This is a genomic window from Treponema sp., from assembly GCF_045641405.1.
Taxonomy (GTDB): Bacteria; Spirochaetota; Spirochaetia; order Treponematales; family Treponemataceae; genus Treponema_D.
The window spans coordinates 85680-107512 of sequence record NZ_JAZUGX010000017.1 but is presented as its reverse complement, the minus strand read 5'-3'; the positions used below and the strand labels follow the sequence as shown (position 1 = coordinate 107512).

Annotated in this window: 15 protein-coding genes; 12 read left to right on the top strand and 3 right to left on the bottom strand. The window is 41.4% G+C overall.

Features of this window, described 5'->3' with window-relative positions; translation table 11 throughout:
- Positions 1–100: 100 nt before the first annotated feature.
- Complete coding sequence (locus ACKI39_RS03215; protein WP_407397599.1) at positions 101–1609, top strand: UDP-glucose--hexose-1-phosphate uridylyltransferase; 1509 nt, start codon at positions 101–103, stop codon at positions 1607–1609.
- A gap of 60 nt (positions 1610–1669) precedes the next feature.
- On the opposite strand, the gene ACKI39_RS03210 is transcribed toward ACKI39_RS03215, so the two are convergent.
- The gene (locus ACKI39_RS03210; protein ID WP_407397597.1) at positions 1670–3877 is read right to left on the bottom strand and encodes a tetratricopeptide repeat protein; all 2208 of its coding nucleotides are present in this window, start codon (positions 3875–3877) and stop codon (positions 1670–1672) included.
- Positions 3878–4557: 680 nt separating this feature from the next.
- On the opposite strand from ACKI39_RS03210, the gene ACKI39_RS03205 reads away from it, so the two are divergent.
- The 5 genes from ACKI39_RS03205 to ACKI39_RS03185 all read left to right on the top strand — a co-directional run bounded on the left by ACKI39_RS03205 (position 4558) and on the right by ACKI39_RS03185 (position 8680).
- A complete protein-coding gene (locus tag ACKI39_RS03205; RefSeq protein WP_407397595.1) occupies positions 4558–5658 on the top strand; it encodes a hypothetical protein in 1101 nt (366 codons plus the stop codon).
- Positions 5659–5661: 3 nt separating this feature from the next.
- Complete coding sequence (locus tag ACKI39_RS03200) at positions 5662–5859, top strand: hypothetical protein (RefSeq protein ID WP_407397593.1); 198 nt, start codon at positions 5662–5664, stop codon at positions 5857–5859.
- Position 5860: 1 nt separating this feature from the next.
- Positions 5861–6184 carry a hypothetical protein gene (locus ACKI39_RS03195; RefSeq protein ID WP_407397591.1) on the top strand — a complete coding sequence of 108 codons (324 nt, stop codon included), beginning with the start codon at positions 5861–5863 and terminating at the stop codon, positions 6182–6184.
- 368 nt (positions 6185–6552) lie between these two features.
- Complete coding sequence (asnA, locus tag ACKI39_RS03190; protein ID WP_318690277.1) at positions 6553–7590, top strand: aspartate--ammonia ligase; 1038 nt, start codon at positions 6553–6555, stop codon at positions 7588–7590.
- 97 nt (positions 7591–7687) lie between these two features.
- A complete protein-coding gene (locus ACKI39_RS03185) occupies positions 7688–8680 on the top strand; it encodes a hypothetical protein (protein ID WP_407397589.1) in 993 nt (330 codons plus the stop codon).
- Between the two features lie 227 nt (positions 8681–8907).
- Here ACKI39_RS03185 and ACKI39_RS03180 read toward each other — a convergent pair whose 3' ends face one another.
- A complete protein-coding gene (locus tag ACKI39_RS03180) occupies positions 8908–9885 on the bottom strand; it encodes a bile acid:sodium symporter family protein (protein ID WP_407397587.1) in 978 nt (325 codons plus the stop codon).
- Between the two features lie 646 nt (positions 9886–10531).
- Positions 10532–12031 (bottom strand): Do family serine endopeptidase, encoded by a 1500-nt coding sequence (locus ACKI39_RS03175; RefSeq protein WP_407397585.1) that lies wholly within the window; start codon positions 12029–12031, stop codon positions 10532–10534.
- A 125-nt stretch (positions 12032–12156) separates the two neighbouring features.
- Between ACKI39_RS03175 and ACKI39_RS03170 the strand changes: the two genes are divergently transcribed.
- From ACKI39_RS03170 to rsgA, 6 genes are all read left to right on the top strand, one after another.
- On the top strand, positions 12157–13473 hold the full coding sequence (locus tag ACKI39_RS03170) for a flagellar motor switch protein FliG (RefSeq protein ID WP_407397583.1): 1317 nt from the start codon (positions 12157–12159) through the stop codon (positions 13471–13473).
- Entirely contained in the window at positions 13470–16490 is a 3021-nt protein-coding gene (locus ACKI39_RS03165) for an insulinase family protein (RefSeq protein WP_407397581.1), read from the top strand. Before ACKI39_RS03170 ends, ACKI39_RS03165 begins: the two co-directional genes overlap by 4 nt.
- Positions 16491–16562: 72 nt before the next feature.
- Positions 16563–16784: a hypothetical protein gene (locus ACKI39_RS03160; protein ID WP_318691020.1), complete on the top strand. Its 222-nt coding sequence runs from the start codon at positions 16563–16565 to the stop codon at positions 16782–16784.
- A 128-nt stretch (positions 16785–16912) separates the two neighbouring features.
- Positions 16913–18100, top strand: coding sequence for a hypothetical protein (locus ACKI39_RS03155; protein WP_407397579.1), 1188 nt, complete (start codon positions 16913–16915; stop codon positions 18098–18100).
- Between the two features lie 80 nt (positions 18101–18180).
- On the top strand, positions 18181–20772 hold the full coding sequence (gene clpB / locus ACKI39_RS03150; RefSeq protein WP_407397577.1) for an ATP-dependent chaperone ClpB: 2592 nt from the start codon (positions 18181–18183) through the stop codon (positions 20770–20772).
- Positions 20773–20869: 97 nt separating this feature from the next.
- Positions 20870–21832 (top strand): ribosome small subunit-dependent GTPase A, encoded by a 963-nt coding sequence (gene rsgA, locus ACKI39_RS03145; protein WP_407397575.1) that lies wholly within the window; start codon positions 20870–20872, stop codon positions 21830–21832.
- Position 21833: the final 1 nt, after the last annotated feature.

Here is a 21833-nt window from a genome sequence, read left to right as displayed (position 1 = left end):
GTATTGCTGATGATTATACGTCTTCATTATTGCGCAAACAGTTGCTCAGTATCCTAACTCTTGATTTGAAAATCTGAATGCCGAGTGATAGATTTGAATTATGACAATCTACGAAAGCATTAATTCCCTTGTCGGCTACGGCCTTGTTACAGGTCTCATTTCTGAAGATGATGTTTCATATACACAGAACAGGCTTCTTGAAGTTCTTGAGCTTGAAGGATTTGAAGACGGCTTTGATTTTTCTTTCATTCCAGAAGTGAAGGTTGATGATCTTGAATCAATCCTTAAGTCAATTCTTGATTGGGCTTGCGAAAAAGGACTATGTGAAAATTCCGTAGTTTATCGTGATCTCTTCGATACAAAATTGATGGGGTGCCTTGTAGACCGTCCCTCATCTATCCGTGCAAAATATACAACCCTTTATGAAAAGTCTCCAAAGGAAGCTACTGACTGGTATTATAAATTCAGTCAGGACACTGATTACATCCGCCGTTATCGGGTCTGCAAGGATGTAAAGTGGCAGAGTAAAACTGAATACGGTGACATGGATATTACCATCAACCTTTCAAAGCCAGAAAAAGATCCCAAGGCAATTGCCGCTGCTTTGAATGCAAAAAAATCAGGATATCCAGCATGCCTTCTGTGTAAGGAAAATGAAGGGTACTCAGGCCGTGTAAATCATCCTGCCCGCCAGACACACCGCATAATTCCCTTTGAGCTTTGCGGAGAAAAATTTGGTCTTCAATATTCACCTTATGTTTACTACAACGAGCACTGCATCGTTTTTGCCATGGATCATGTACCAATGGCAATTACCAATAGAACCTGGAGATACCTCCTTGATTTTGTAAAGATTTTCCCTCATTACACCATCGGTTCCAACGCAGATCTTCCTATTGTTGGCGGATCCATTTTGACCCACAACCACTTTCAGGGTGGAAACTATGAGTTTGCCATGACAAGGGCTCCAGTTGAAAAGGAATTTATCATTGCAGGATTTGAAGATGTAAAGTGTGGTATCGTTAAGTGGCCTATGAGCGTACTTCGGTTAAAGGGGATAGACCCCGAACGCATCGCCTTGCTTGCCGACAGAATCCATGAAAAATGGCGCGGCTACACAGATGAAGATGCCTTTATTTTTGCCGAAACAGATGGTGTAAAGCACAACACTTTGAATCCAATTGCTCGTCGTCGTGGAGAGCTTTTTGAGCTTGATCTTGTTCTCCGCAACAACATTACAACTGAAGAGCATCCTCTTGGTGTGTATCATCCCCATGCTGAACTCCATCACATTAAGAAAGAAAACATAGGTCTCATTGAAGTCATGGGACTTGCCATTCTTCCAGGCCGCCTTAAGACGGAACTTGCAGATCTTGGAAAAGCAATTGTCGAAGGAAGAAATATTTCAACTGACGAAATACTTTCAAAGCACGCTGACTGGGTAAAGGAATTCCTTCCTAAGTACAAGGATGTAAATGCTTCTAACATCGAAAAAATAATCCGTGATGAAGTTGGCCTTGTTTTCTCACGGGTACTTGAGGATGCAGGTGTCTACAAGCGCAATGAGGAAGGCAAAAAGGCTTTTGAAAAATTCATGAAGTCGTTGTAGGAATATTTATCATCTGTAGACTTTTCTGTTTGGAAAGATAGAATTCATTCCCATAATTCGTTAGTTAGGAAGTTCGTCTACATACCAGCGGTTTTTGTCCTTGCTGTAGAACATGGAAAGTTCATCAGTATCTTTTTCTATACCTTCCTCAACTTCAAGTACGAAATAAACTTTTACTTCAAAATATTTGTCTGAATCTAACTTGTCTTTAATTTTTATTTTATTGAAGGACACTGAAAAATATGTGCAGCTTTCAATCAGTTTTTCGTGAAATCCGTTGAATTTTTCAATTCTCTCTGTCTGTTCGTCTTCATCGTCATCAGGATCAAGATAAATGTAATTGTGCCATCTGTCATCATCGTTTATAAAAAGAGTCCAGAAGGAATAAAGAACTTCTGTCGGGTCATCAAATTCTTCTGAAGCGTAAGACTCTGACTCAAAATCAATTGTGTAATCAAAATCTTCTTCTTCCTCAGTGTCAGCATTCCACCAGTCAGATGATGGCGCAGATTTTCTAAATTCTGCAGGAATTTCAGAGTCAAGAAGATATCTTTCAATATCTCTGTCAAAAACATATTTTGGATCCTGTTTTAATGCCCATGCAAGATCGGCATTCATGTCTGGTGCAACACCGATTCCGTTCTGGTAAAGACGTCGTACTTGAGAAATTGCATTGGTGTTTCCTTTTGCTGCTGCAAGAAGATAATATTGTGCGGCCTTTTCAAAATCATATTTTACATATCGTCCTTCTTTGTAAATAGAAGCAAGATATGCAAGTGCCGGAATATAATTAAGTTCTTTGGCCTGGATTAAGTAAGGTAATGCCTTTTTGCAGTTTTCCTTATTAGAAAATTCCATATAGAAATGTGCAAGGTTAAAATATACTTCACCATCAATAGGTTTTCGACGGATGTTTGAACGAAGTTCTTTTTCTTTTGCAGATCGTTCTTCGCGATATGTTCTCCTGTTTTCTTCAACTTCTTCCGCGGTTTCGATATGTTTATCTATTTCTGTGTAATCGTACTGATAGGCAAGTTCCAGGTTCTTCTCTGTACCGATTCCTTTCGCATAGCAGAATCCAAGAAGCAGCCTTGCTTTTTCTTGTTCTTTTTTGTTCCATTTTGGAAGATCTTTTTTATCAGCGATTTCCTTAAAAAAGGCAACAGCTTCTTCTTTATCAATTTTTGAATAATCTTCCCAATGGCCTGCCCCAAGATAAAGACCTGAGATTTTTTCAGACATATAATTCCCAGCACCAGGAATTGCTGCAGCATAGAAATTTACCAGATGATAAGTAATCATTCTGTCTTCGGTATATTCTTTATAAAGTTTTTTATACCAGTATAGTGCTTTTTCTTTATTCATTTCAAAGTGATTGCCCTGGGCATAAGCAGCTGCAACACAACCCATTGCCGTATAATGTCCATTTTCTGCCGCTTTTAATTTATATTCGTAAAATTGTTCATAATCAGGACAGATAGCGCTGTATGGATTGTAGATGTTTGCAATATGATCTAAACAACTTGTGTCTCCGCGTTTTTCCTGCTCAAGAAGGTATGGCAAAAGTTTGCACTTTGTTTCCCTGTATTTAATTTTCTCTTGTGCTTTAAGTTCCATCATTTTTTTAAAATAATATGTTTCTTTTCTGTCATTTGGGAGCTTTCCGGTTTTGTCATATAAAGCTGCAAGGGAATAAACGGCATCGTTGTCGCCAAGATGTTCTGCTTCAAGGAGGAGCTGTTCGCCTTTTTTTATATAATCCTGGGAGTCAAAATAATCTATGTAAGTATCTCCAAGAAACGATTTTGATTCTGGGGAGTTTGAGAGTGAACTGACTTTTTCTATATATGAAATTCCAGCCCCTAAATCTTTTGATACTTCTTCACCTTCTAAAAATAAAATACCGAGATTTTTATAGGAATTTGCAAAGCCTGCCTCTCCTGCGATTTTATAAAGACGGATTGCTTCTTCAATATTTTTTTCCGTTCCATATCCTTTAGCATAAAGGTAGGCAAGAGAATGAGTTGCAGGAATATATCCTTCTTTGTGAAGCTTTATAAAACCTTCAAAGGCAATTTTGTAGTGATGGTTGATGTTGTAACAGGATCTTATGTAGCAGCAGACTGCATAGGCTGCATCTGGACTTTTCTGAGTTTCTGCAATTTCAATATACATTTTAAGCGCTTCGGCTTCAGAGATCGAACCATATTCTGCTACGGGAATTTCTTTAGCATAGTCACGGCCAAAGTATTCGTTTGCTGGTGCCATATTTTTTTCTATTCCAAGTACAGCATCAAGTTTTCTTGTTAAAGGAATTTGACTGGTAGATTTTTCATTCTGCGCAAATGAAAGACAAATACAGCTAATAAATAAAAAAAGAAATGATACGATTTTTTTCATAAAAAAAGTGTATCACTTCTCATTTCTTAAGACTAGTAACATGTTAAAATGGACGGAATATGAGATTATATCTCTAGCGGTTGATTGCCATTCTGATTCTTAGCTTGAAAAGGCCTCTGCTATGGTTGAGTTTCTGTTTAAAATCTTCTTTCAAATCCGTATAATTAATTTCAAATGATTTTTTTTTAGAAAATACTTTGCTCTTAACCTATGGGGCTGACCCCGTGTTTTCTGTTGTAAAATCGGAGATAGGTGATGACTATGCAATTGAATATTCTGATGGATATAATGTGTTTATAAAAAGTGAAGAATATAGGGTAAATAAATGAAGATACGCTCAAAGATGATTGATAAAATTTACACATGGAATGAGAAAAAATAAAATGAATAGATTATTAAAACGCATCTTGTTAATGTTGTCTGGGATGGCATTCTGTTCCTGCAGCATAAAAAATCAACCTGAAAAGTCTGCTGTCAGCAGTCCATGTTTAATTCAAACAATCGCCAATGTTTCAGAAGAATCACCTCTGACTTACAGTCTGAATAAAATGGATGACAATGCAGTGATTTTGTTTTTGGGTCAGAATGAAGTAAAGAGAATCAGGCATGCTGAAAAAATAGTTCAGATAGGAAACAGAATATATGTATCGTATTTAAAGCTTGCGGAGAATGTGACTGTATGGCCGACAAAACTGTTGTGTGTTGAATCAACTTCAGGGAAAATCTGGGCTTTTGAAGAAGATGTGGAATCATTTATTGCGGATGAAAAAATCATTGTCATCAATAAAAAGGGAAACGCAATTGAAAATTATTTCAACGTAAATGTTCTGTCTGCATCAAATTATTTTGTCATGTCTGAAGAAAACCTGTTCCACAAAATAAAATCATTTCCGCCTTATGAAATTCATTCCGAAGCAAGAATTCAAGATGGAGTGCCTGAAATTCGATTTTATGATGCGTGGAATGAAATCTTTGCCTGCTTTACTTTTGAAAAATCATCTGGACTCTGGAAGGCCAGTGAATGCAATTATTCAAAGGATTTCTGGTACATTCCAACTGAAGCAAAGTTCTGTGAACCAAAACGCTACAAACTGTTTCCGACACGAAAAATTAGTGATCAAATGATGCTCTCAATGCATGGAGACAAACTCATAGTTGAAGACATGTCTACCGGCAGTGAAAAGTTTTCAGAGGAAAATGTCGTAGGTTATTCCCTAAGTAAATCAAGGGAAAAACTTTTGATGATTAAATCTGAAAAAAATAATGTTAAAAACATTGAAATAATTAACTTGGGAAAAAACGAAATCCAACAATCTGTTGAAGGTACTGAAAGAGTAATCTGTGATGAACAGATTTCAAACCTTCTTTACAAAGGAAAAGAATTAAAGCTTTATAAAAAGCTTCATTATGTTGATGTGGAAAAATGCAAGGACAATGTTGTTTCCATAAAATCCATCATAAGAAAACATAAAAACTTTGTAGATTTTGATTTCATTTCATTTAATTACCCAAAGTGTGAACTTCTCTTTGAAGATTCAGAAGGACTCCAGTATTATGTGGATTATGACTTATGCACGGGGAAGTCGATTGTTGTTCCTGCCAACAGGTACAAGAGGCATGATCTTTCAAAATACCCAAGTATCCATTAATGCATGGTATTTGACGATGCCTTTTGCTTCATAAACCATGGGGGCTGTCCCCTTGTTTTTGTTGCAGTTGTTGCAACATCTGATCCTTTTAAATCAGGAATCCCAATTGATACAATAATAGATGCACCATCAGCGGTGATTGTTCCTGCTGAAAAGCTGCCACTATTAACACCGGCTGTAATTTTGCCATTGGAGGATTAATATGATAGAGTGCGATTTAACAGCTGATATAATCTTGTATTCAGAACAGAATGGTGGTAGGAAGAATTTGCCTCCTATAAAGGATAAAGAATATACATATAGACCCACAATTAAATTTATAAATAATAAATATTGTTTCTGTTGTGGGTTAATAATTGGTTCATACATTTCTGATTATCAATTCGATGAAATTATTCGGAATATAAAAATTGTAGTCTTAAACAAAGTTGAAGCTTCTGAATATTTGAGAATAGGAAATAAATTTGAAATTTTCGAAGGCCTAAAGAAGATTGGGAGTGGTACAATTGTTACCGTCCATATTTAGTTAATTCGATTACTTTTATTTCCATACAAAATCATGTATTTTGAGGCTAATGCCTTAGTCCCATCAATTGAAATTGATGGGACAACAGCAGTTTAAGAATCATAAACCATGAGGTCTGTCCCCGGTGGTATTGATTTACTAAATTAAAAATAGATGTTTGCTATGTTAGTTGGTTTTGTTATTGATTTAGTAATGTTTTTTTTATTGTGATAAAACAAATATGAAAATCATGGTTGGACTAAAGTTACTGCCGGTGTAGGTTCTCTTTTTGTCCTTTGTAAAAATAGGAAATGAAATAAACCCTTCTTTTACAAAGCTTTCTATTTATGGTATATTTTTTTTTATCCAAATATTTTCCGGGGTTACTTATGTCAAAATTATATGTTCCAAAGAACTACAAGCCTTTGCTCAGCGTAAAGGAAACAGAAAAAGCAATCGTCCTTCTCAAGGACTTTTTTCAGCTTGCACTTTCTACAGAACTCAGCCTTACTCGTGTTACTGCTCCTCTTTTTGTTAAGAGCGGAACAGGTCTCAATGATGATCTTAACGGTGTTGAACGCCCTGTAAAATTTCCAGTCAAGGATATGAATGAAACACAGGTAGAAATCGTTCACTCACTTGCAAAGTGGAAGCGCATGAAGGTGACAGAGCTCGGTCTCGACAGCGGTTTTGGAATCTATACGGACATGAATGCAATCCGCGCCGATGAAGAACTGGACAACCTTCACTCCCTTTATGTTGACCAGTGGGACTGGTGTATGCGCATCGATGAAAAGGATCGCACCATCGATTATCTTAAGGAAATCGTAAAGAAAATTTACCGCGTACTCAAACAGACAGAGTTCTTTGTTTACGACCGCTATGAAAACATCAAGCCATGCCTTCCTGCAGACATTACATTCGTTCATGCAGATGATCTTGTAAAAATGTATCCTGGAAAATCTCCAAAGGAACGTGAAACAGCATTCTGTAAGGAACACGGTGCAATCTTCATCATCGGCATCGGCGGCAAGCTTTCGGATGGAACAATTCACGACGGCCGTGCTCCAGACTACGATGACTGGATCACACCAGGCCCAGACGGAAAGCCAGGCCTTAATGGTGACCTTATGGTTTGGAATCCTGTCCTTGACTGTGCAATGGAACTTTCTTCCATGGGTATCCGTGTAAGCAAGGAAAGCCTTAAGTCTCAGCTTTCAGAACGCGGTTGTCCAGAAAGAGCCGAACTTACATTCCACAAGAAGCTTTTGAACGGAGAACTTGTTCAGACTCTTGGCGGTGGTATCGGTCAGTCTCGCCTCTGCATGTACTTCCTTAGAAAGGCCCACATCGGTGAAACACAGGTAAGCATGTGGTCGGAAGAAATGCTTAAGGAATGTGCTGAAAACAACATAGCAATTCTTTAATCCATATTTAAATGAAAATTTAAAATGCCGGTTACTTTACTTGTCAAAGTGCCGGCTTTTTTTTAGTATACAGGCTCAAGCCAGTGGGAGGTCTTTAATGGAAAACAAAAGCTATAATTTTTCTATCGAATCAATTTTTAAGGATCTTCCAACTTTTGAAGAAAAGGGCATTACTGAACTGACTGTAAGTGACGTGGAATTTTCGTCGGATAAAAACGGCATTCTTGATCTGATTGAAAAAATTAAAAAGCATTGCCCTGATCTCTTCCTTTCACTTCTCATTGATCCTAAAGTCATCGACAGGGCTCTTGTAGATTCCCTTTCCGAAATTTACTGTTCCCTTGAGATTCCAGTCTGCGGTACTGAAAAAAACGGAAATCTTCTTTTTGACAAGAAGTTCTATTCTGGCAAGGCTGCTTTGCTCAATGATGCAGGTCTTGTTTTTGGTTTCAATATGCAGTGGGGAATCCAGAAGGGGGATACCTTCAAGCTGTTCCGTGATCGCCTTGATTTTGCGACGAGCCTTTATCCAAACCACATTGATTTTGAACAGCTTGAAAGAACTCCTTACGAAGATCCAAAACCTACTGGAGTCTATTCTTCAAAGGACATGGATTTTTCAAGGGGAATGGCTTTTGCCTGCAAGGTTTTCTATAGCCAGGGAAGGGCAGTGCCTTGGTTCAATTCTGTTCTTCATGCTTTGAAAATAAATGCTTCTTCTTTCTTTGCGGACTTTGAAGAATTCCAGCAGTGCAACAACTGTTCTTTTGAAGTGGAATTTGACGGAGATGAAGCTGGTCACAAGGCTGTTGAAAAACTTCAGCTTCTTTTCCTTGCGCAGAAATTTGAAGAAAAGAACAAGAGCCACCTTTTTGCTGCGGCTGGTGATATCGTAAAAATCAACGGAGCCTTCAGCAGGTGTTCCAGCGAAGGAACCGAGGAAGAACTTGAGCTTTCATATAATCCAGAAGATATTCTTTCTCCCTACAGTCTTAATATTGCAGACTTTGTAGAAAATGTTGCCATGGAAAATACTGAAATCAGGATTTTTGACACAGATGAAGGTCCTGATTTTAAAATACTCGGATAAAAAATCCCATGAAAATCTTCTAGAGAATACTACGCTTGTATTTCTATGAATGTCTAAGAAGTATGGAATGAAAATACAGGAAGGAAGTCAGAGACTGGCAAAAACACTTGCAGACCGAAATTAAAGTTTCTTTGCCGATCTGCAAGTGTAGTGGCATACGGAACGGTTTTTACAGACTCGTACTGACTGGTAGCATTCCCGTTCCATATTTATTTACATAGAATTAATTATTCAGCTTTTTCTTCTGTTGCAGCTTCAGATGATTCGTCCTTTTCTACCCAGCGGTTGTAGATGTTTGCAAGAATTGCACCTGAGATGTTGTGCCATACGCTGAAGATTGCGCCTGGGACTGTAGCCATTGCAAGGCCCTTGAATGCTGTGCCTGCAAGGGAGGTTGCAAGACCAGAGTTCTGCATACCGATTTCAACTGACAATGCCTTTGTCTTTGCAGAGTTAAGCTTGAGTGCCTTACCGAGTCCAAATCCACATGCATAGCCGAGGAGGTTGTGGAGGATAACTACTGCAAAAATGATTGCGCCTGTTGAAAGGATTTTTGCGCTGTTGTGAGAAACTACACAGGCAACGATGAGACAGATTGCGATTACAGAAACACAAGGGAGAAGAGCTACGATCTTCTGTGTGAATTTTCCAAAGAACTTGTTGATGATGAAACCAAGTGAAATTGGAACGATGACAACCTTTACGATTGAGATGAACATTGCCATGACATTTACTTCAACAGTTGTCTTAAGGAGAAGGTATGTGATTGCAGGTGTAAGTACTGGTGCAAGGAGTGTGTTGATGCTTGTCATTCCAACGGAAAGTGGAACATCACCCTTTGAAAGGTAAGTGATTACGTTGCTTGAAGTTCCACCTGGGCATGTACCTACAAGAACAACACCTGCAAGGAGTTCAGCGTTGAGGTTAAAGATTTTACCAAGGGCAAATGCAAGAAGCGGCATGATTGTGAACTGTGCAAGACAGCCGATGATTACATCCTTTGGACGGGTGAAAACAACAGCAAAGTCAGAAGGCTTGAGTGTAAGTCCCATTCCGAACATGACCAGCATCAAAAGCCAGTTGATCCATGTTGTTTTGATCCAAAGACATGAGTCTGGAACAAAAAGAGCAAGTACAGTTACTGCAAGTACAATAACAGCCATGAATTTTCCAAAAAAGTTGGAAATTTTTTCAATGATATTCATATTTAACCCCTTGTTAAAGTTTTTAATTATACCAAAGTTTTTTAAGTATTTATTCAATTGTAAAACACCATTTTGGATATCAAATGCTTTGTCAGGGGGCTGTCCCCAGTGTTCAAGAATCGCCTTCGCGATTCTTGTGACGAAAGTTAAGAAAGACATCGGCCTCTAGGGCATCAAAGCTTTCGTCAGGGGTCTGTCCCCTCTGTTTCTCCCCAAAAGCAAAAAAAAGCTCCCGAAACCTATCGGGAGCAAAAAAAAGGAGATTTATGAAGAGAAGACTGCTTGTTGCTTTTTCAATCTTCACTAATACAACCATTCAGTACAGAAATGGTTACAAAAAAAATAAAAAAAAATCGCCTCCCGTCAGGAACCGCGCCGAGCTTGCTCCAGGTGTTCCCGTTTTAAGGAAAAAAGCATCGGGCTAAGCCCGAAGGGACAAAATGGGGAACAAGTCGCAATTCGTCGCGAACCCTGACTCCGCCGATTTTTTTTGCATTTATAGACTATTTCTGGATTGGATAAAGGATTTTGATTTGAAAAAGCTTATTGGGGAAATCGGCTCCCGTCAGGAACCGCGCCGAGGGCATAAAAACCAAAAGCCCCTTTCATCCTGATGAAAAGGGCTTTTAATGGCTGAAATATTTGTTTAGAACTTATAGCGGCCTGTGCTGATTGTGTGGCCTTCGCTGTATACGTCAAACCAGATTTCCTTCTTGCCTTCAAGCTGGAGGGCGCGGTAGAAATCTTCCACTGTCTCAACCTTCTTGTCGTTGACTGCACAGATGACGTCTCCGTTCTGAAGTCTCAATGCTGCGGCAGGTGACTTTTCTGTAACTCCTGCAACAACGATACCTTTTACCTTGTCGTTGTCAATCTTCAGTTTCTTGCGGTTTTCATCGGAAAGTGGTGATGCAATGAAACCAGGCCAAAGCTTTGAATTGTCGGAAACAAGCTTTTCATCGCGTTCGTCAATCTTGATCTTAAGGTTCTTTTTATCCTTTCCACGAAGTACCGTAACTTCTGCCGTCTTTCCTGCAGGAATGCTTCCGATTTCACGCACAAGCTGATCCACAGATTTTACTGGGTGTCCGTTGAGTTCAATGATGAAGTCTCCAGGGAGCATTCCACCCTTGAGTGCTGGACTTTCAAGGAAGAGCTGACTCGCAAGGGCTCCTGTCTGCTTCTTGTCGATACCAAGCTGTTCCTTGTATTCATCTGTGATTTCCATAAGGCTGACACCGACCCATCCGTAGGAAAGCTTTCCGTCGGAGATGAATTGATCGATTGCAGTCTTGATGTTGTTGATAGGAATTGAGAATCCAAGTCCCACGCTTCCACCTGAAGAAGAAGCAATCCATGTGTTGATTCCGATTACTTCACCGTAAATGTTTACCAGTGGACCACCTGAATTTCCCTGGTTGATTGCGGCGTCTGTCTGTATGAAGTCTGAGATTGAACCGATCTGTCCACCGCTTCTTCCAGTTGCGCTTACGATACCCTGTGTAACGGATGCAAAATATCCCAATGGACTACCAAGGGCAAGAACTATGTCTCCCTGCTGCATGCTGTCGCTGTCTCCGAGCTTTGCTACAGGTATTGTCTTGTCATCGCTTTCAAAAGAAACAAGGGCAACGTCCATGCGTGGGTCTGCACCTACAAGCTTACCGTCAAATTCCCGTTCGTCATTGAGCTTGATCTTGATTTTGTATGCATTTCCTGCAACGTGGTTGTTAGTAAGTATATAGAAAGTCTTTCCTGTCTTGCGTACGATTACACCTGATCCAAGTCCTGTCTGTTCCTGCTCGCGGAATCCATCTTTTTCATCGCCTTCATCGCTGTCTGGTGAACCAAAAAATGGATTGTTCTTGAAGAAATCTCGGAAAGGATTGTAGACCTGAACCTTCTTTTTCTCGACAACATCAACTTCAACAACTGTAGGCAGAACAGTTGAACTGATGGAGCGGAATGTATTCTGCATTGCCTGTGTAACTGCAAGTGAATCCTGTGGAATTACAGCGGCTGGAGAAGTCTCTGCAAAGGCAACGTTTGCTGACCCCTTGTTCACTTTGCATGAAAGGTTGAATAGACCAAAAGAAAGGGCTGCCGTACATGCTGCGACGGCTACATGTTTAGTGATTTTTTTCATATGTGTTTAATCCTCCAAAGATGTGCATGTTCAAATTCTTTATATATCCTAATAATAAACAAAAAGCAAAAAAATTACACATTATTTAATTTTATTTTTTTATTGTTTTCAACTATAATATAAGCATGAATTATGGATTCGATGCATATAAAAAAGAAAAAGATGCACAGAAAGTAAAGAGTGTTTCAAAGGAAATAAGGCAGAATGGGGAGCCAGGTCATGTTCCCCTTGTCCACAAGCCTATATTTGAAAAAGTCAATTCTACCCTTGATAAAATAGAAAAAGACAACAACAAGGCCCTTGAAGAAGAGAATCTCAAGAAGGCTGAAAAAGCTGCAAAAACTGGTACGTGGTTTGGAAGAAAAAAGTCGGCATCATCGGAAGATGTTCAGGAAGCAGTCAAGAACCTGACTTCTGGCGGACTCATAAAGGTACCAGGTGCTTCCAATGAAAACGAGACAATATACAGACGCGTCGCAAAATTCCTTGTCATCATAGGAATCGACGAGGCTGCAAAAATTCTTCCCCATCTTACTGAGGAACAGACGGAGAAGATAATCCCAGAGATTGCCACCATCCAGAAAATTACGCCAGAGGAAAAGGCTGCCATCCTTGATGAATTTGACGGGCTTTTGCTAAAGGCTCGTGAGGAAGGTGGAATAGAGACGGCGAGAACAATTCTTTCAAAGGCATATGGCAGCGTAAAGGCAGAACAGATGCTTGCCAGGTCCATTCAATATGAGCATGGTAAACCCTTTGAATATCTTGTTGATGCCGATGCAGAAAGGATCAAGCTTCTTGTTGAAGGGGAGTCTGTTGGAATTCAGGCAATCGTGCTTTCCCAGCTTGAACCTAAGAAGGCTGCAAAAGTCATAAACCTTATGGATGTGGAGGATAAAAAAGCGATAGTCCTTCGTCTGGCAAAGATGCAACCTGTAGCTCCAGAGGTAATGAAGGAAATCGACCACAGCCTTCACGAAAAACTCCTTACCCAGAATACGGAAAATTCAGAGAATCTTGACGGACGCGGAGTTCTTGCTCAGATCCTTAAGCGCATGAATCCAAGTTCTGAAAACACCATCCTCAATGTCCTAAGTGAACAGGATCCAGAGCTTGGTGCGGACTTAAGGAAACGGCTTTTTACGGAAGAAGATGTTGTTGGTTCAGACGACAGGTTCATACAAAACTATCTTCATGATATGGAAAACAGAGATGTTGCAATTCTCATCGTCAAAAAGTCAGATGAATTCCGAGAGAAAATTCTTTCCAATGTTTCAAAAAACAGACGGGCAGATATTCTTGAGGAAGAATCGGTTCTTGGTATGGTAACCCGTGCAGACAGCGAAAGGCTTACTTCTCAGTTCTACGCTGTGCTTAGGCGCGCATGGGAAAAGGGTGATCTTAGGGTAAAGGGCCGCGATGAGGACGAGGTGTTCGTATGAAAAAAATCATGAAGAAAAATGATGTGTACAAAGGTTTCAAGGTTCTGGATGTAATTGATGCCGATGAATACGATGCAAAGGGTATCTACCTTAGACACGAAAAGTCAGGACTTGAAGTTTTCCATCTTCTGAACGACGACAGGGAAAATCTTTTTGCCTTCGCCTTCCGTACTCCTTCTCAAGACAGTACGGGAGCAGCCCATGTCCTTGAGCATAGTGTTCTCTGTGGATCAAAGAAATATCCTGTCAAGGATCCTTTTCTTCAGCTTACAAAGCAGAGCATCAATACATATCTCAATGCCTTCACTGCGAGTGACAGGACTGTGTTCCCTTCAAGCTCCCTCATCAAGGCTGACTACTTCAACATCATGTCGGTGTATGCAGATGCTGTTTTCTTTCCTTTGCTGAGGACGGAGGTTTTTTCTCAGGAATGCTGGCGGCTTGAAACCGACGGTAAGGACAGCTGTTCGATACAGGGTGTGGTTTTCAATGAGATGAAGGGAAACTATTCTTCATTCAACAGTGTTGCTGGTGATGCGGTAAATGCCGCCCTTTGTCCAGATTCTGTATACAATCTGGATTCTGGCGGTGATCCTCTTGTGATTCCGTCGCTTACTGTTGAAAAGCTTCGTGCATTCCACAGAAAATACTATTGCACCAGCAACTGCCTGGTTTTCCTCTGCGGCAACATTCCGACGACAGAACAGCTTGATTTTCTTGATGAAAACGTCATTTCAAAGGTTTCCTCGTATGGAAAGAAAACTGTAATAGAAGATCCTGCTGTCAAGGCTCCAAAGAAAAATGCACGTGCTCTTGCTCCTGCGGAAAATGACATGACTGGCAAGGATAAATCCACCATCGCTTTGTCCTGGAGATTCGGCAAGGATATTCGTGATCCAAGAAACAGTCTTTGTGAGATTACAGTTCTTTACGATCTTCTTCTTGGCAGCGACAGTGCTCCCTTACGAAAAGAACTTCTCAAGAAATTCCCAAAGGGCGCTGTGTCGCCTTTGTCGGGACCTTCCATCACAAGCTTTCATAATTCATTTACCATTGCTTTTTCAGAGATGAATGAATCCCAGAAGGATGAATTCAGGAAAACCGTAAATGAAGTGTTTGATGATCTTGGAAAAAACGGCTTCAGTGAAAACGATGTTGACCGTGCCCTCATGGATTTTGAGATCAGAAACCTCGAGGTTCGAAGAAGTCCTACGGGTGGACCTTTTTCCATCAGCATATTGAGGCAGGTTCTTCGTGGCTGGATTTATGGAATGGAGCCATGGAAATTCATCAGCGTAAGGAAAGAAACTGAGGAATTCAAGAAAGGACTTGTCAGTGACAAGGATTACCTTAAGAAACTCGTCAGGAAATATTTCATAGACAATGATCAGACATCCCTTTGTGTGATCGTTCCATCAAGTGAATATACGGAAAACAGATCAAGAAAGGAAGCAGCTCTTGCAAAGAAACTGTTCAGGGAAATGGGTAAAAAAAAGACTGCTGAATTGCTCGACAGGATGTATGATTTCCAGAACGACAAAAGTGAAACGGCAAAGATTCCTTCGGTCAGTGTTAGGGATCTTGAGGTAATGGATGATGGCATCAAGACAAAGGTTTCAAAGGTCAATGGAATTCCTTTTGTTTCTTCAGAAGAAGCCTGCAATGGTATTGTCTATGCTTCGGTAGCTTTCCCCGTCGATACGCTTAAGCCTGAGGACTATCTTTATCTGCCGTTGCTTGAGGAGACTTTGACCGACATGGGATGGGGTGACCTTGATTGGGAATCAGCCGCATCACGCGCCGATAAACTTATGGGGGCATTCTCTGTAGGCATCAGAAGGGCGCCAGTTGCCGACTGCAACAGAAAATATATAGAAGATAATCCTCTTCTAGTTGGAAGGGAATGGCTTGTTGTCAGGCTCAAGTTCCTTGAAGACAAGACAGATGAAGTCTTTGCGCTTTTGGAAGACTGTCTGTGTGGCGTGGATTTTTCTGATTCAAAAAGGCTCAAGACCATAATCTGCGGGGCCTATTCAGGTATCAATTCTTCAATGGTTCCACATGCCCATTATTATGCTTCCATGAGGGCAATGAGAACCGTAAGCAGGTTCTGTGCCGTCAACGAAATCATGGATGGAATTACGTGCAGGGAAACTTTTGGCAGACTCAAGAAAATGAAGCCTTCAGAAATCCAGACGAAATTGAGGAATATGTTTGCAACCATCAGATCCAGCGGTGTACTCGTGCATGTTGTTGCAGACAGGAAGGGCGTTATGCAGGTCAAGAATCGAGCAGGTCAGATGGTGGAAAAGCTTGGTCTTGTCTATCCTAAGCCTAGGAGAAAAACAAAGACCTCTGACTTCATCAAGCTTACGGAGCTTGAGGGCAAGGGGGTAAAAACTGTATCCAAGGGCAAATCCAACGGACTTGTTGCCGACGAGGTTCTTCTTATTCCAGGTGACATCGGTTTTGCCTGCTGCCTGGTTGATAGTTCACCATATGGTACTAAAGACTATGTTGAGGATGTAGTTGTTGCCCATACCCTTGAAAAATCAGAGCTGTGGACAAAAATCAGAATGGCAGGTGGCGCATACGGTGTGTTCCTTAGCGTCAATGGTGACCTTAACATTACAAGATATGGAACATACAGGGATCCAAAACCTTTTGAGTCCCTTATGGTCTTTGAGGAAATACTGAAAAATCTTGATGCCAGGGAATTTTCACAGGAAGAATTGGAGCATTCAGTCTGCGGTGTATATGCCGATGACATTGATCCTATGACACCTCATGGTAAAGGAATGTGTGGACTGATGAGGATTCTCTACGGCGGTTCAAGTTCAGCCTGCAACAGGAATACTGCAAGGCTTCTGAAAACTACAAGGAATGGTGCAAAGAATGCCTGCAGACGCTATTCAAAAGCAAAAAAAGTGGGAAAGACCGTTGTTTTGTGCGGAAAATCCCTTTTGACTTCAGAAATCAGCGAAAAGTGTGGAAAAATTGTGAAACTGAATGTATAATTCCATAAAGTTGAAGTATGCTGCCTTATAGGTGGTTTTATATAACAAAACATTATCGATATCGGAGTATATATGACAAAGGAAAACATTGAAGAATTGACAAAGCTTATGAGACAGCTTGTTTCGGACGTTCAGGGAGCTCCGTTCCCAGGTCCTAATTTTGAGCCAGAACTCTATTCAATCTGGTATGAGCATGTTCAGCGTGGTGCACAGAACTGCTTTGAGTATCTTGATGAGCATTTTCCTGTGGACAATACCGAATTCAAGAACTCCCTCAACAAGATGTTCAAATAAAGCGACATGGGACTTTTCTGAAATTTGTGATTTTTAGATATGTCCTATAACTTTTCATTTATCTGTTAACTATGTTTTTTTTCTGCCGAAAATTTAATTGAGAAACTATTTTTCGGCAGGGAAACTATATGGTATCAAAGAAAATTCGCCAGAATGAAAAACTTAAGCTGAAGGGCGCACAGCGTAAAAGTGGATTTGATCGCTGGAGGCTCGTTACAAATGGTGTCAGCAGCATCACTGGTGAAGAGAAGACTTTTTTCATCGAATTCTATTGTGTAAATCCTGCCTTGTCGCCAAAAACTCCCGTCCTTGGCTTTAAGAACCGTTATGACAACAACATGGCGGCAGATCTTCAGTTTGCCCTTGCTGGTACAGAGGCCGCAAAGAACTTTACGTCACAGCTGCTTGTAAATCCTTCTTTTTTTATGATCCGTGCAGGTTCCCTTTCTACGGTTTGCCGTCAGTACAACAATTACTATGCTTCCGATGATGTTGATTTCAAGAGCGATGATTACATTGTTTCTGTCGCCAACAATCAGGATAAGAACAGGCAGTGTACTCTGGGTGAAAACCACACCATAGGCTCTGTGTCTGTGACTGAAAACGACCTTTTGGAGCATCCTGAATTCATGGGAAATGCGGGATCAATGTCGTGGAATCTTAGCTTTACCCGTTCAATTTCCTTTGAACCTGACTACAGAAGCAAGGACATCAACTGGGCTGTCCTCGGTGGTAAGACTGATTTCTCAGGTACGATAATTTTCAATGACGAAGAATTCAACATCGATCCAAAGAGATCCTTCGGATATTATGACAAGAACTGGGGCAAGGATTTTTCTTCTCCTTTCTTCCATCTGAGCTCATCTTTCATAACAAGCCAGATTTCAGGAAAGCTGCTGCAGGATTCGGCTCTTGCTGTTCAGGGTGAATATAAAAACCGTCTTTCCGTGCTTGTCTGTATCGAAGGAAGGACGATTGAATTCCATGCCGACAAAAGAAAGAACTACGAGATCATATATGACTGTCAGGAAATCACCGATGATGACATGGGGCCTAAACTCCATTGGTCCTGCAGTGTCCACGACAAGAAATATGTAATCGATATTGATGTCTATTGCCGTACAAAGGATCTGTTCCTTCGTGATTATGAAAGCCCAAGCGGTGAAAGAAAAGTCATGAGGGTCCTTTCAACTGGAACTGGAGTCGGTAAGATAAAGCTTTACAAGGTCGTAAAAAAATCACTGGAGCTTATTGAACAGGCGGAAATTTCCAAGTGTGTATGCGAATACGGCAACCTTGAGAAGGCTGAAGAATAGACTGAATTAATCCACGTTTTTTTCCTGAATTTGTCTTTTTTCAATAATTTGCTTATCTTTTATTCCAAGAGGGTAAGCAAATGAAATATGAACAGATGACGATAAAACTTCAGGAAGCGCTTCAGGACGCATCTTCCATTGCCCAGCAGCGAGATCACAGCGAGATTGGCAATGAGCACATATTGAAGGCATTCCTTGAACAGAAGGATGGATTGATTCCGCCTCTTGTTGAATGCGTCGGAATACCAAAAGAAAACCTGCTTTCAGAAACAGAAAAAATCCTTGACCAGTATCCTGTCGTTCGTGGACAGACTCAGACAGCCTTGTCGTCAAGTGCGCAGAAAGTTCTTGCCAAGGCAGAAAAAGAAATGTCTTCCCTTAAGGATCAGTTCCTTTCAGTGGAACATATTCTCCTTGCCATGTGCCAGGCAGATGATCGAACGGGAGAAATGCTTCGCCGTATGGGCTGTGACAGGAATTCTCTTTTAAGTGCTCTTCAGAAGGTCCGCGGAAACCAGTCCATAGACAGCCAGGATCCAGAAAGCAAAATGAGATCTCTTGAGAAATACTGCATAGACCTTACTGCCCGTGCACGCCAGGACCGTATTGATCCTGTAATCGGTCGCGATGAAGAAATCCGCCGTGTAATGCAGGTGATCAGCCGCCGTACAAAAAACAATCCTGTACTCATCGGAGAACCTGGTGTCGGTAAGACTGCCATTGTAGAAGGTCTTGCACGTCGAATTGCAAGCGGTGATGTTCCAGAAAGTCTTCGCGACAAACGTCTTCTTTCCCTTGATATGGGTGCCCTTGTTGCAGGCGCCAAATTCCGTGGTGAATTTGAAGAGCGCCTTAAGGCCGTAATCACAGAAGTTTCAAAGAGCGACGGACAGATAATCCTTTTCATCGATGAGCTTCATACGATTGTGGGTGCTGGAGCAGGAGAAGGCAGCATGGATGCTGGAAATCTTCTTAAACCAGCCCTTGCAAGAGGCGACATGCATGTAATCGGTGCAACCACATTGAACGAATACCGCAAGTACATAGAAAAGGATGCTGCCCTTGAACGAAGGTTTCAGCAGGTTTTCTGTGCCGAACCTACAGTTGAGGACACCATTGCCATTCTCCGTGGTCTCCGCGACAGGTATGAAATCCATCATGGCGTAAAGATCAACGATGAAGCCTTAGTCTGTGCCGCAGTTTTAAGTGACCGCTACATTACAAGCAGGTTCCTTCCTGACAAGGCGATCGATTTGGTTGATGAAGCTGCAAGCCGTCTCAAGATGGAAATTGAAAGCCAGCCTGTAGAACTTGATAAGCTTGAACGAAAGATCATGCAGCTTGAGATTGAACGGCAGTCACTCAAAAAGGAAGACGACCAGGCAAGCATGGAACGGCTTGAAAAGCTTGAAAAGGAACTTGCTGAAATCCAGGGACAGCGTGATGCCATGAAGCTTCAGTGGCAGAACGAAAAGACATTGATAGAAGGCAGCCGCAAACTAAAGGAAGAGCTGGAAAAGGCAAAATTCGACCTTGAACAGTTTACCCGCGAAGGTAACCTTGAAAAAGCAGCCGAACTCAAGTATTCCATGATTCCTGAACTTGAGAAAAAGCTTGAGGATGAAAAGGCAAAGTCCGAAGTCAGAGATAATCCTGAAACTGCAGAAGAAAGGAAATCCCTTTTGCAAAAGGAAGTTACGGAGGAAGACATTGCCCGTGTTGTTTCCGTCTGGACTGGAATTCCTGTAAGCAAGATGATGACTGGTGAAAAGCAGAAATACCTTCAGCTTGAGGATGTGATGCACAGGCGAGTCGTCGGACAGAATACAGCGGTTGCCGTTGTTTCGGATGCAATACGCAGGAACAGGGCAGGACTTTCAGATCCTAACAGGCCTTTGGGCAGTTTCCTTTTCATCGGTCCAACAGGTGTGGGTAAGACGGAGCTTGCAAAGACTCTGGCTGATTTCCTTTTCAATGACGAAAAATCCCTTACCCGCATAGACATGAGCGAGTATATGGAAAAGTTCAGCGTGACCCGCCTTATCGGTGCACCTCCAGGATATGTAGGTTACGATGAAGGAGGACAGCTTACAGAAGCCGTAAGGAGAAGGCCATATTCAGTAATTCTTCTTGATGAAGTGGAAAAAGCCCATCCTGATGTGTTCAATGTTCTCCTTCAGGTGCTGGATGACGGTCGACTTACGGACGGTCAGGGAAGGGTTGTTGACTTCAAGAACACCATCATAATCATGACAAGCAACCTTGGTTCAGATTTGATTCTTGATGCTGCTCCTGGTACTGAAAAGGAACTTGGAGTAAAACTTGATGGACTTCTCAAGAACTGTTTCCGACCAGAATTCCTAAACAGAATCGACGAGATCGTTATGTTCAACCGTCTGGGAAAGGAACACATCGAAAGCATCGTAAAATTACAGCTTGACCGCGTTGCCAAAAGGCTTGAGGACAGAAGGCTTTCAATTGAATTTGATGAATCTGCCCTTGATTTCCTTGCAGACAAAGGTTACGACCCGAGCTTTGGTGCAAGACCTGTAAAGAGAGCCGTTCAGACTTGGGTAGAAAATCCTTTGTCAAAGCAGCTTCTTGAAGGAAAGTTTACAGAAGGATCTGTCATTAAGGTAACTGTTGCAGACGGAGAGCTGTCATTCTCATAAAGAGGTCTGATTAAAAGGGCACCTGCAAATGATGTGAAACCTGCAGTGTGCTCCTTTTTTTTGCATTTTTTACGAATATCCTATAAAATATAGGTACATGAATGGACTTATATTAAGCGGAAGTAAAAATGTATTTGAAGTCGAATGCGACGATGGCATAACGCGTGACTGTACCATAAAGGGCAAGATCCTCAAGGATGTGGAAGGCTATTACAATCCTCTTGCTCCTGGTGACATCGTAAATATCGATGAAGAGACCCTTGAGGAAGAAAAAGGTCAGATACTTTCGCTTGTTCCACGAAAGAATGAATTTGTCCGCTGGAACATCAAGAAACGGGAACCTCAGCTCCTTGCTGCAAACCTCGATTATCTTTTGATAGTGACTACACCCGATGAACCTCCTTTCAGACCAAGATTCATAGACAGGGCGCTTGCCCAGGCAGAATACGAAGGAATTACCCCTGTAATCGTATGCAACAAATATGACCTTGCGGCAGGTAGTTCCGATGAATTCCAGAACCAGCTGGATGTATGGGAAAAAGTTGGCTACAAGGTTATCCGTTCCAGTGCCCGTACGGGAGAAGGCATCGAAGAACTTGCACATCTTATAGAAAACAAGCTTTCGGCATTTGTAGGTCAAAGCGGTGTAGGTAAAAGCTCCATCATCAATGTCCTTGACAATACCGTAGTGCTCAAGACTGGAAGCCTTTCAAAAAAATACGGAAAGGGATGCCATACAACTACAAAGGGTACACTCATTCACCTTCAGCTGAATGAAGCCTTGATGGGTGGATTGATGGATGCCACAGCCAACATCATTGATACTCCAGGTGTACGACGCTTTCTTCTCCATGACATTTCGGCTGACAACCTTGCCTTATATTACAAGGATTTTGCTCCATACATCGGTAAATGTGGATTCGGCATGAGCTGCAGCCACAACGGTGAAAAGAACTGTGCCGTTTGCCAGGCTGTTGAGGAAGGTGCCATTGCCAGGGAACGCTATGAAAGCTGGCAGAGGGTGGTTGAAGAACTCAAGTCTGGAAGCTTTGAGGATTAGC

What these genes read in the sequence shown, in the direction of transcription:
- ACKI39_RS03205 (WP_407397595.1), top strand. Translation starts at nt 4,558, where the DNA reads ATGGATGACAATGCAGTGATTTTGTTTTTGGGTCAGAATGAAGTAAAG.
- ACKI39_RS03215 (WP_407397599.1), top strand. Translation starts at nt 101, where the DNA reads ATGACAATCTACGAAAGCATTAATTCCCTTGTCGGCTACGGCCTTGTT.
- ACKI39_RS03160 (WP_318691020.1), top strand. Translation starts at nt 16,563, where the DNA reads ATGACAAAGGAAAACATTGAAGAATTGACAAAGCTTATGAGACAGCTT.
- ACKI39_RS03165 (WP_407397581.1), top strand. Translation starts at nt 13,470, where the DNA reads ATGAAAAAAATCATGAAGAAAAATGATGTGTACAAAGGTTTCAAGGTT.
- ACKI39_RS03155 (WP_407397579.1), top strand. Translation starts at nt 16,913, where the DNA reads ATGGTATCAAAGAAAATTCGCCAGAATGAAAAACTTAAGCTGAAGGGC.
- ACKI39_RS03185 (WP_407397589.1), top strand. Translation starts at nt 7,688, where the DNA reads ATGGAAAACAAAAGCTATAATTTTTCTATCGAATCAATTTTTAAGGAT.
- clpB (WP_407397577.1), top strand. Translation starts at nt 18,181, where the DNA reads ATGAAATATGAACAGATGACGATAAAACTTCAGGAAGCGCTTCAGGAC.
- ACKI39_RS03200 (WP_407397593.1), top strand. Translation starts at nt 5,662, where the DNA reads ATGGTATTTGACGATGCCTTTTGCTTCATAAACCATGGGGGCTGTCCC.
- ACKI39_RS03170 (WP_407397583.1), top strand. Translation starts at nt 12,157, where the DNA reads ATGAATTATGGATTCGATGCATATAAAAAAGAAAAAGATGCACAGAAA.
- ACKI39_RS03210 (WP_407397597.1), bottom strand. Translation starts at nt 3,877, where the DNA reads ATGGCACCAGCAAACGAATACTTTGGCCGTGACTATGCTAAAGAAATT.
- rsgA (WP_407397575.1), top strand. Translation starts at nt 20,870, where the DNA reads ATGAATGGACTTATATTAAGCGGAAGTAAAAATGTATTTGAAGTCGAA.
- ACKI39_RS03180 (WP_407397587.1), bottom strand. Translation starts at nt 9,885, where the DNA reads ATGAATATCATTGAAAAAATTTCCAACTTTTTTGGAAAATTCATGGCT.
- ACKI39_RS03175 (WP_407397585.1), bottom strand. Translation starts at nt 12,031, where the DNA reads ATGAAAAAAATCACTAAACATGTAGCCGTCGCAGCATGTACGGCAGCC.
- ACKI39_RS03195 (WP_407397591.1), top strand. Translation starts at nt 5,861, where the DNA reads ATGATAGAGTGCGATTTAACAGCTGATATAATCTTGTATTCAGAACAG.
- asnA (WP_318690277.1), top strand. Translation starts at nt 6,553, where the DNA reads ATGTCAAAATTATATGTTCCAAAGAACTACAAGCCTTTGCTCAGCGTA.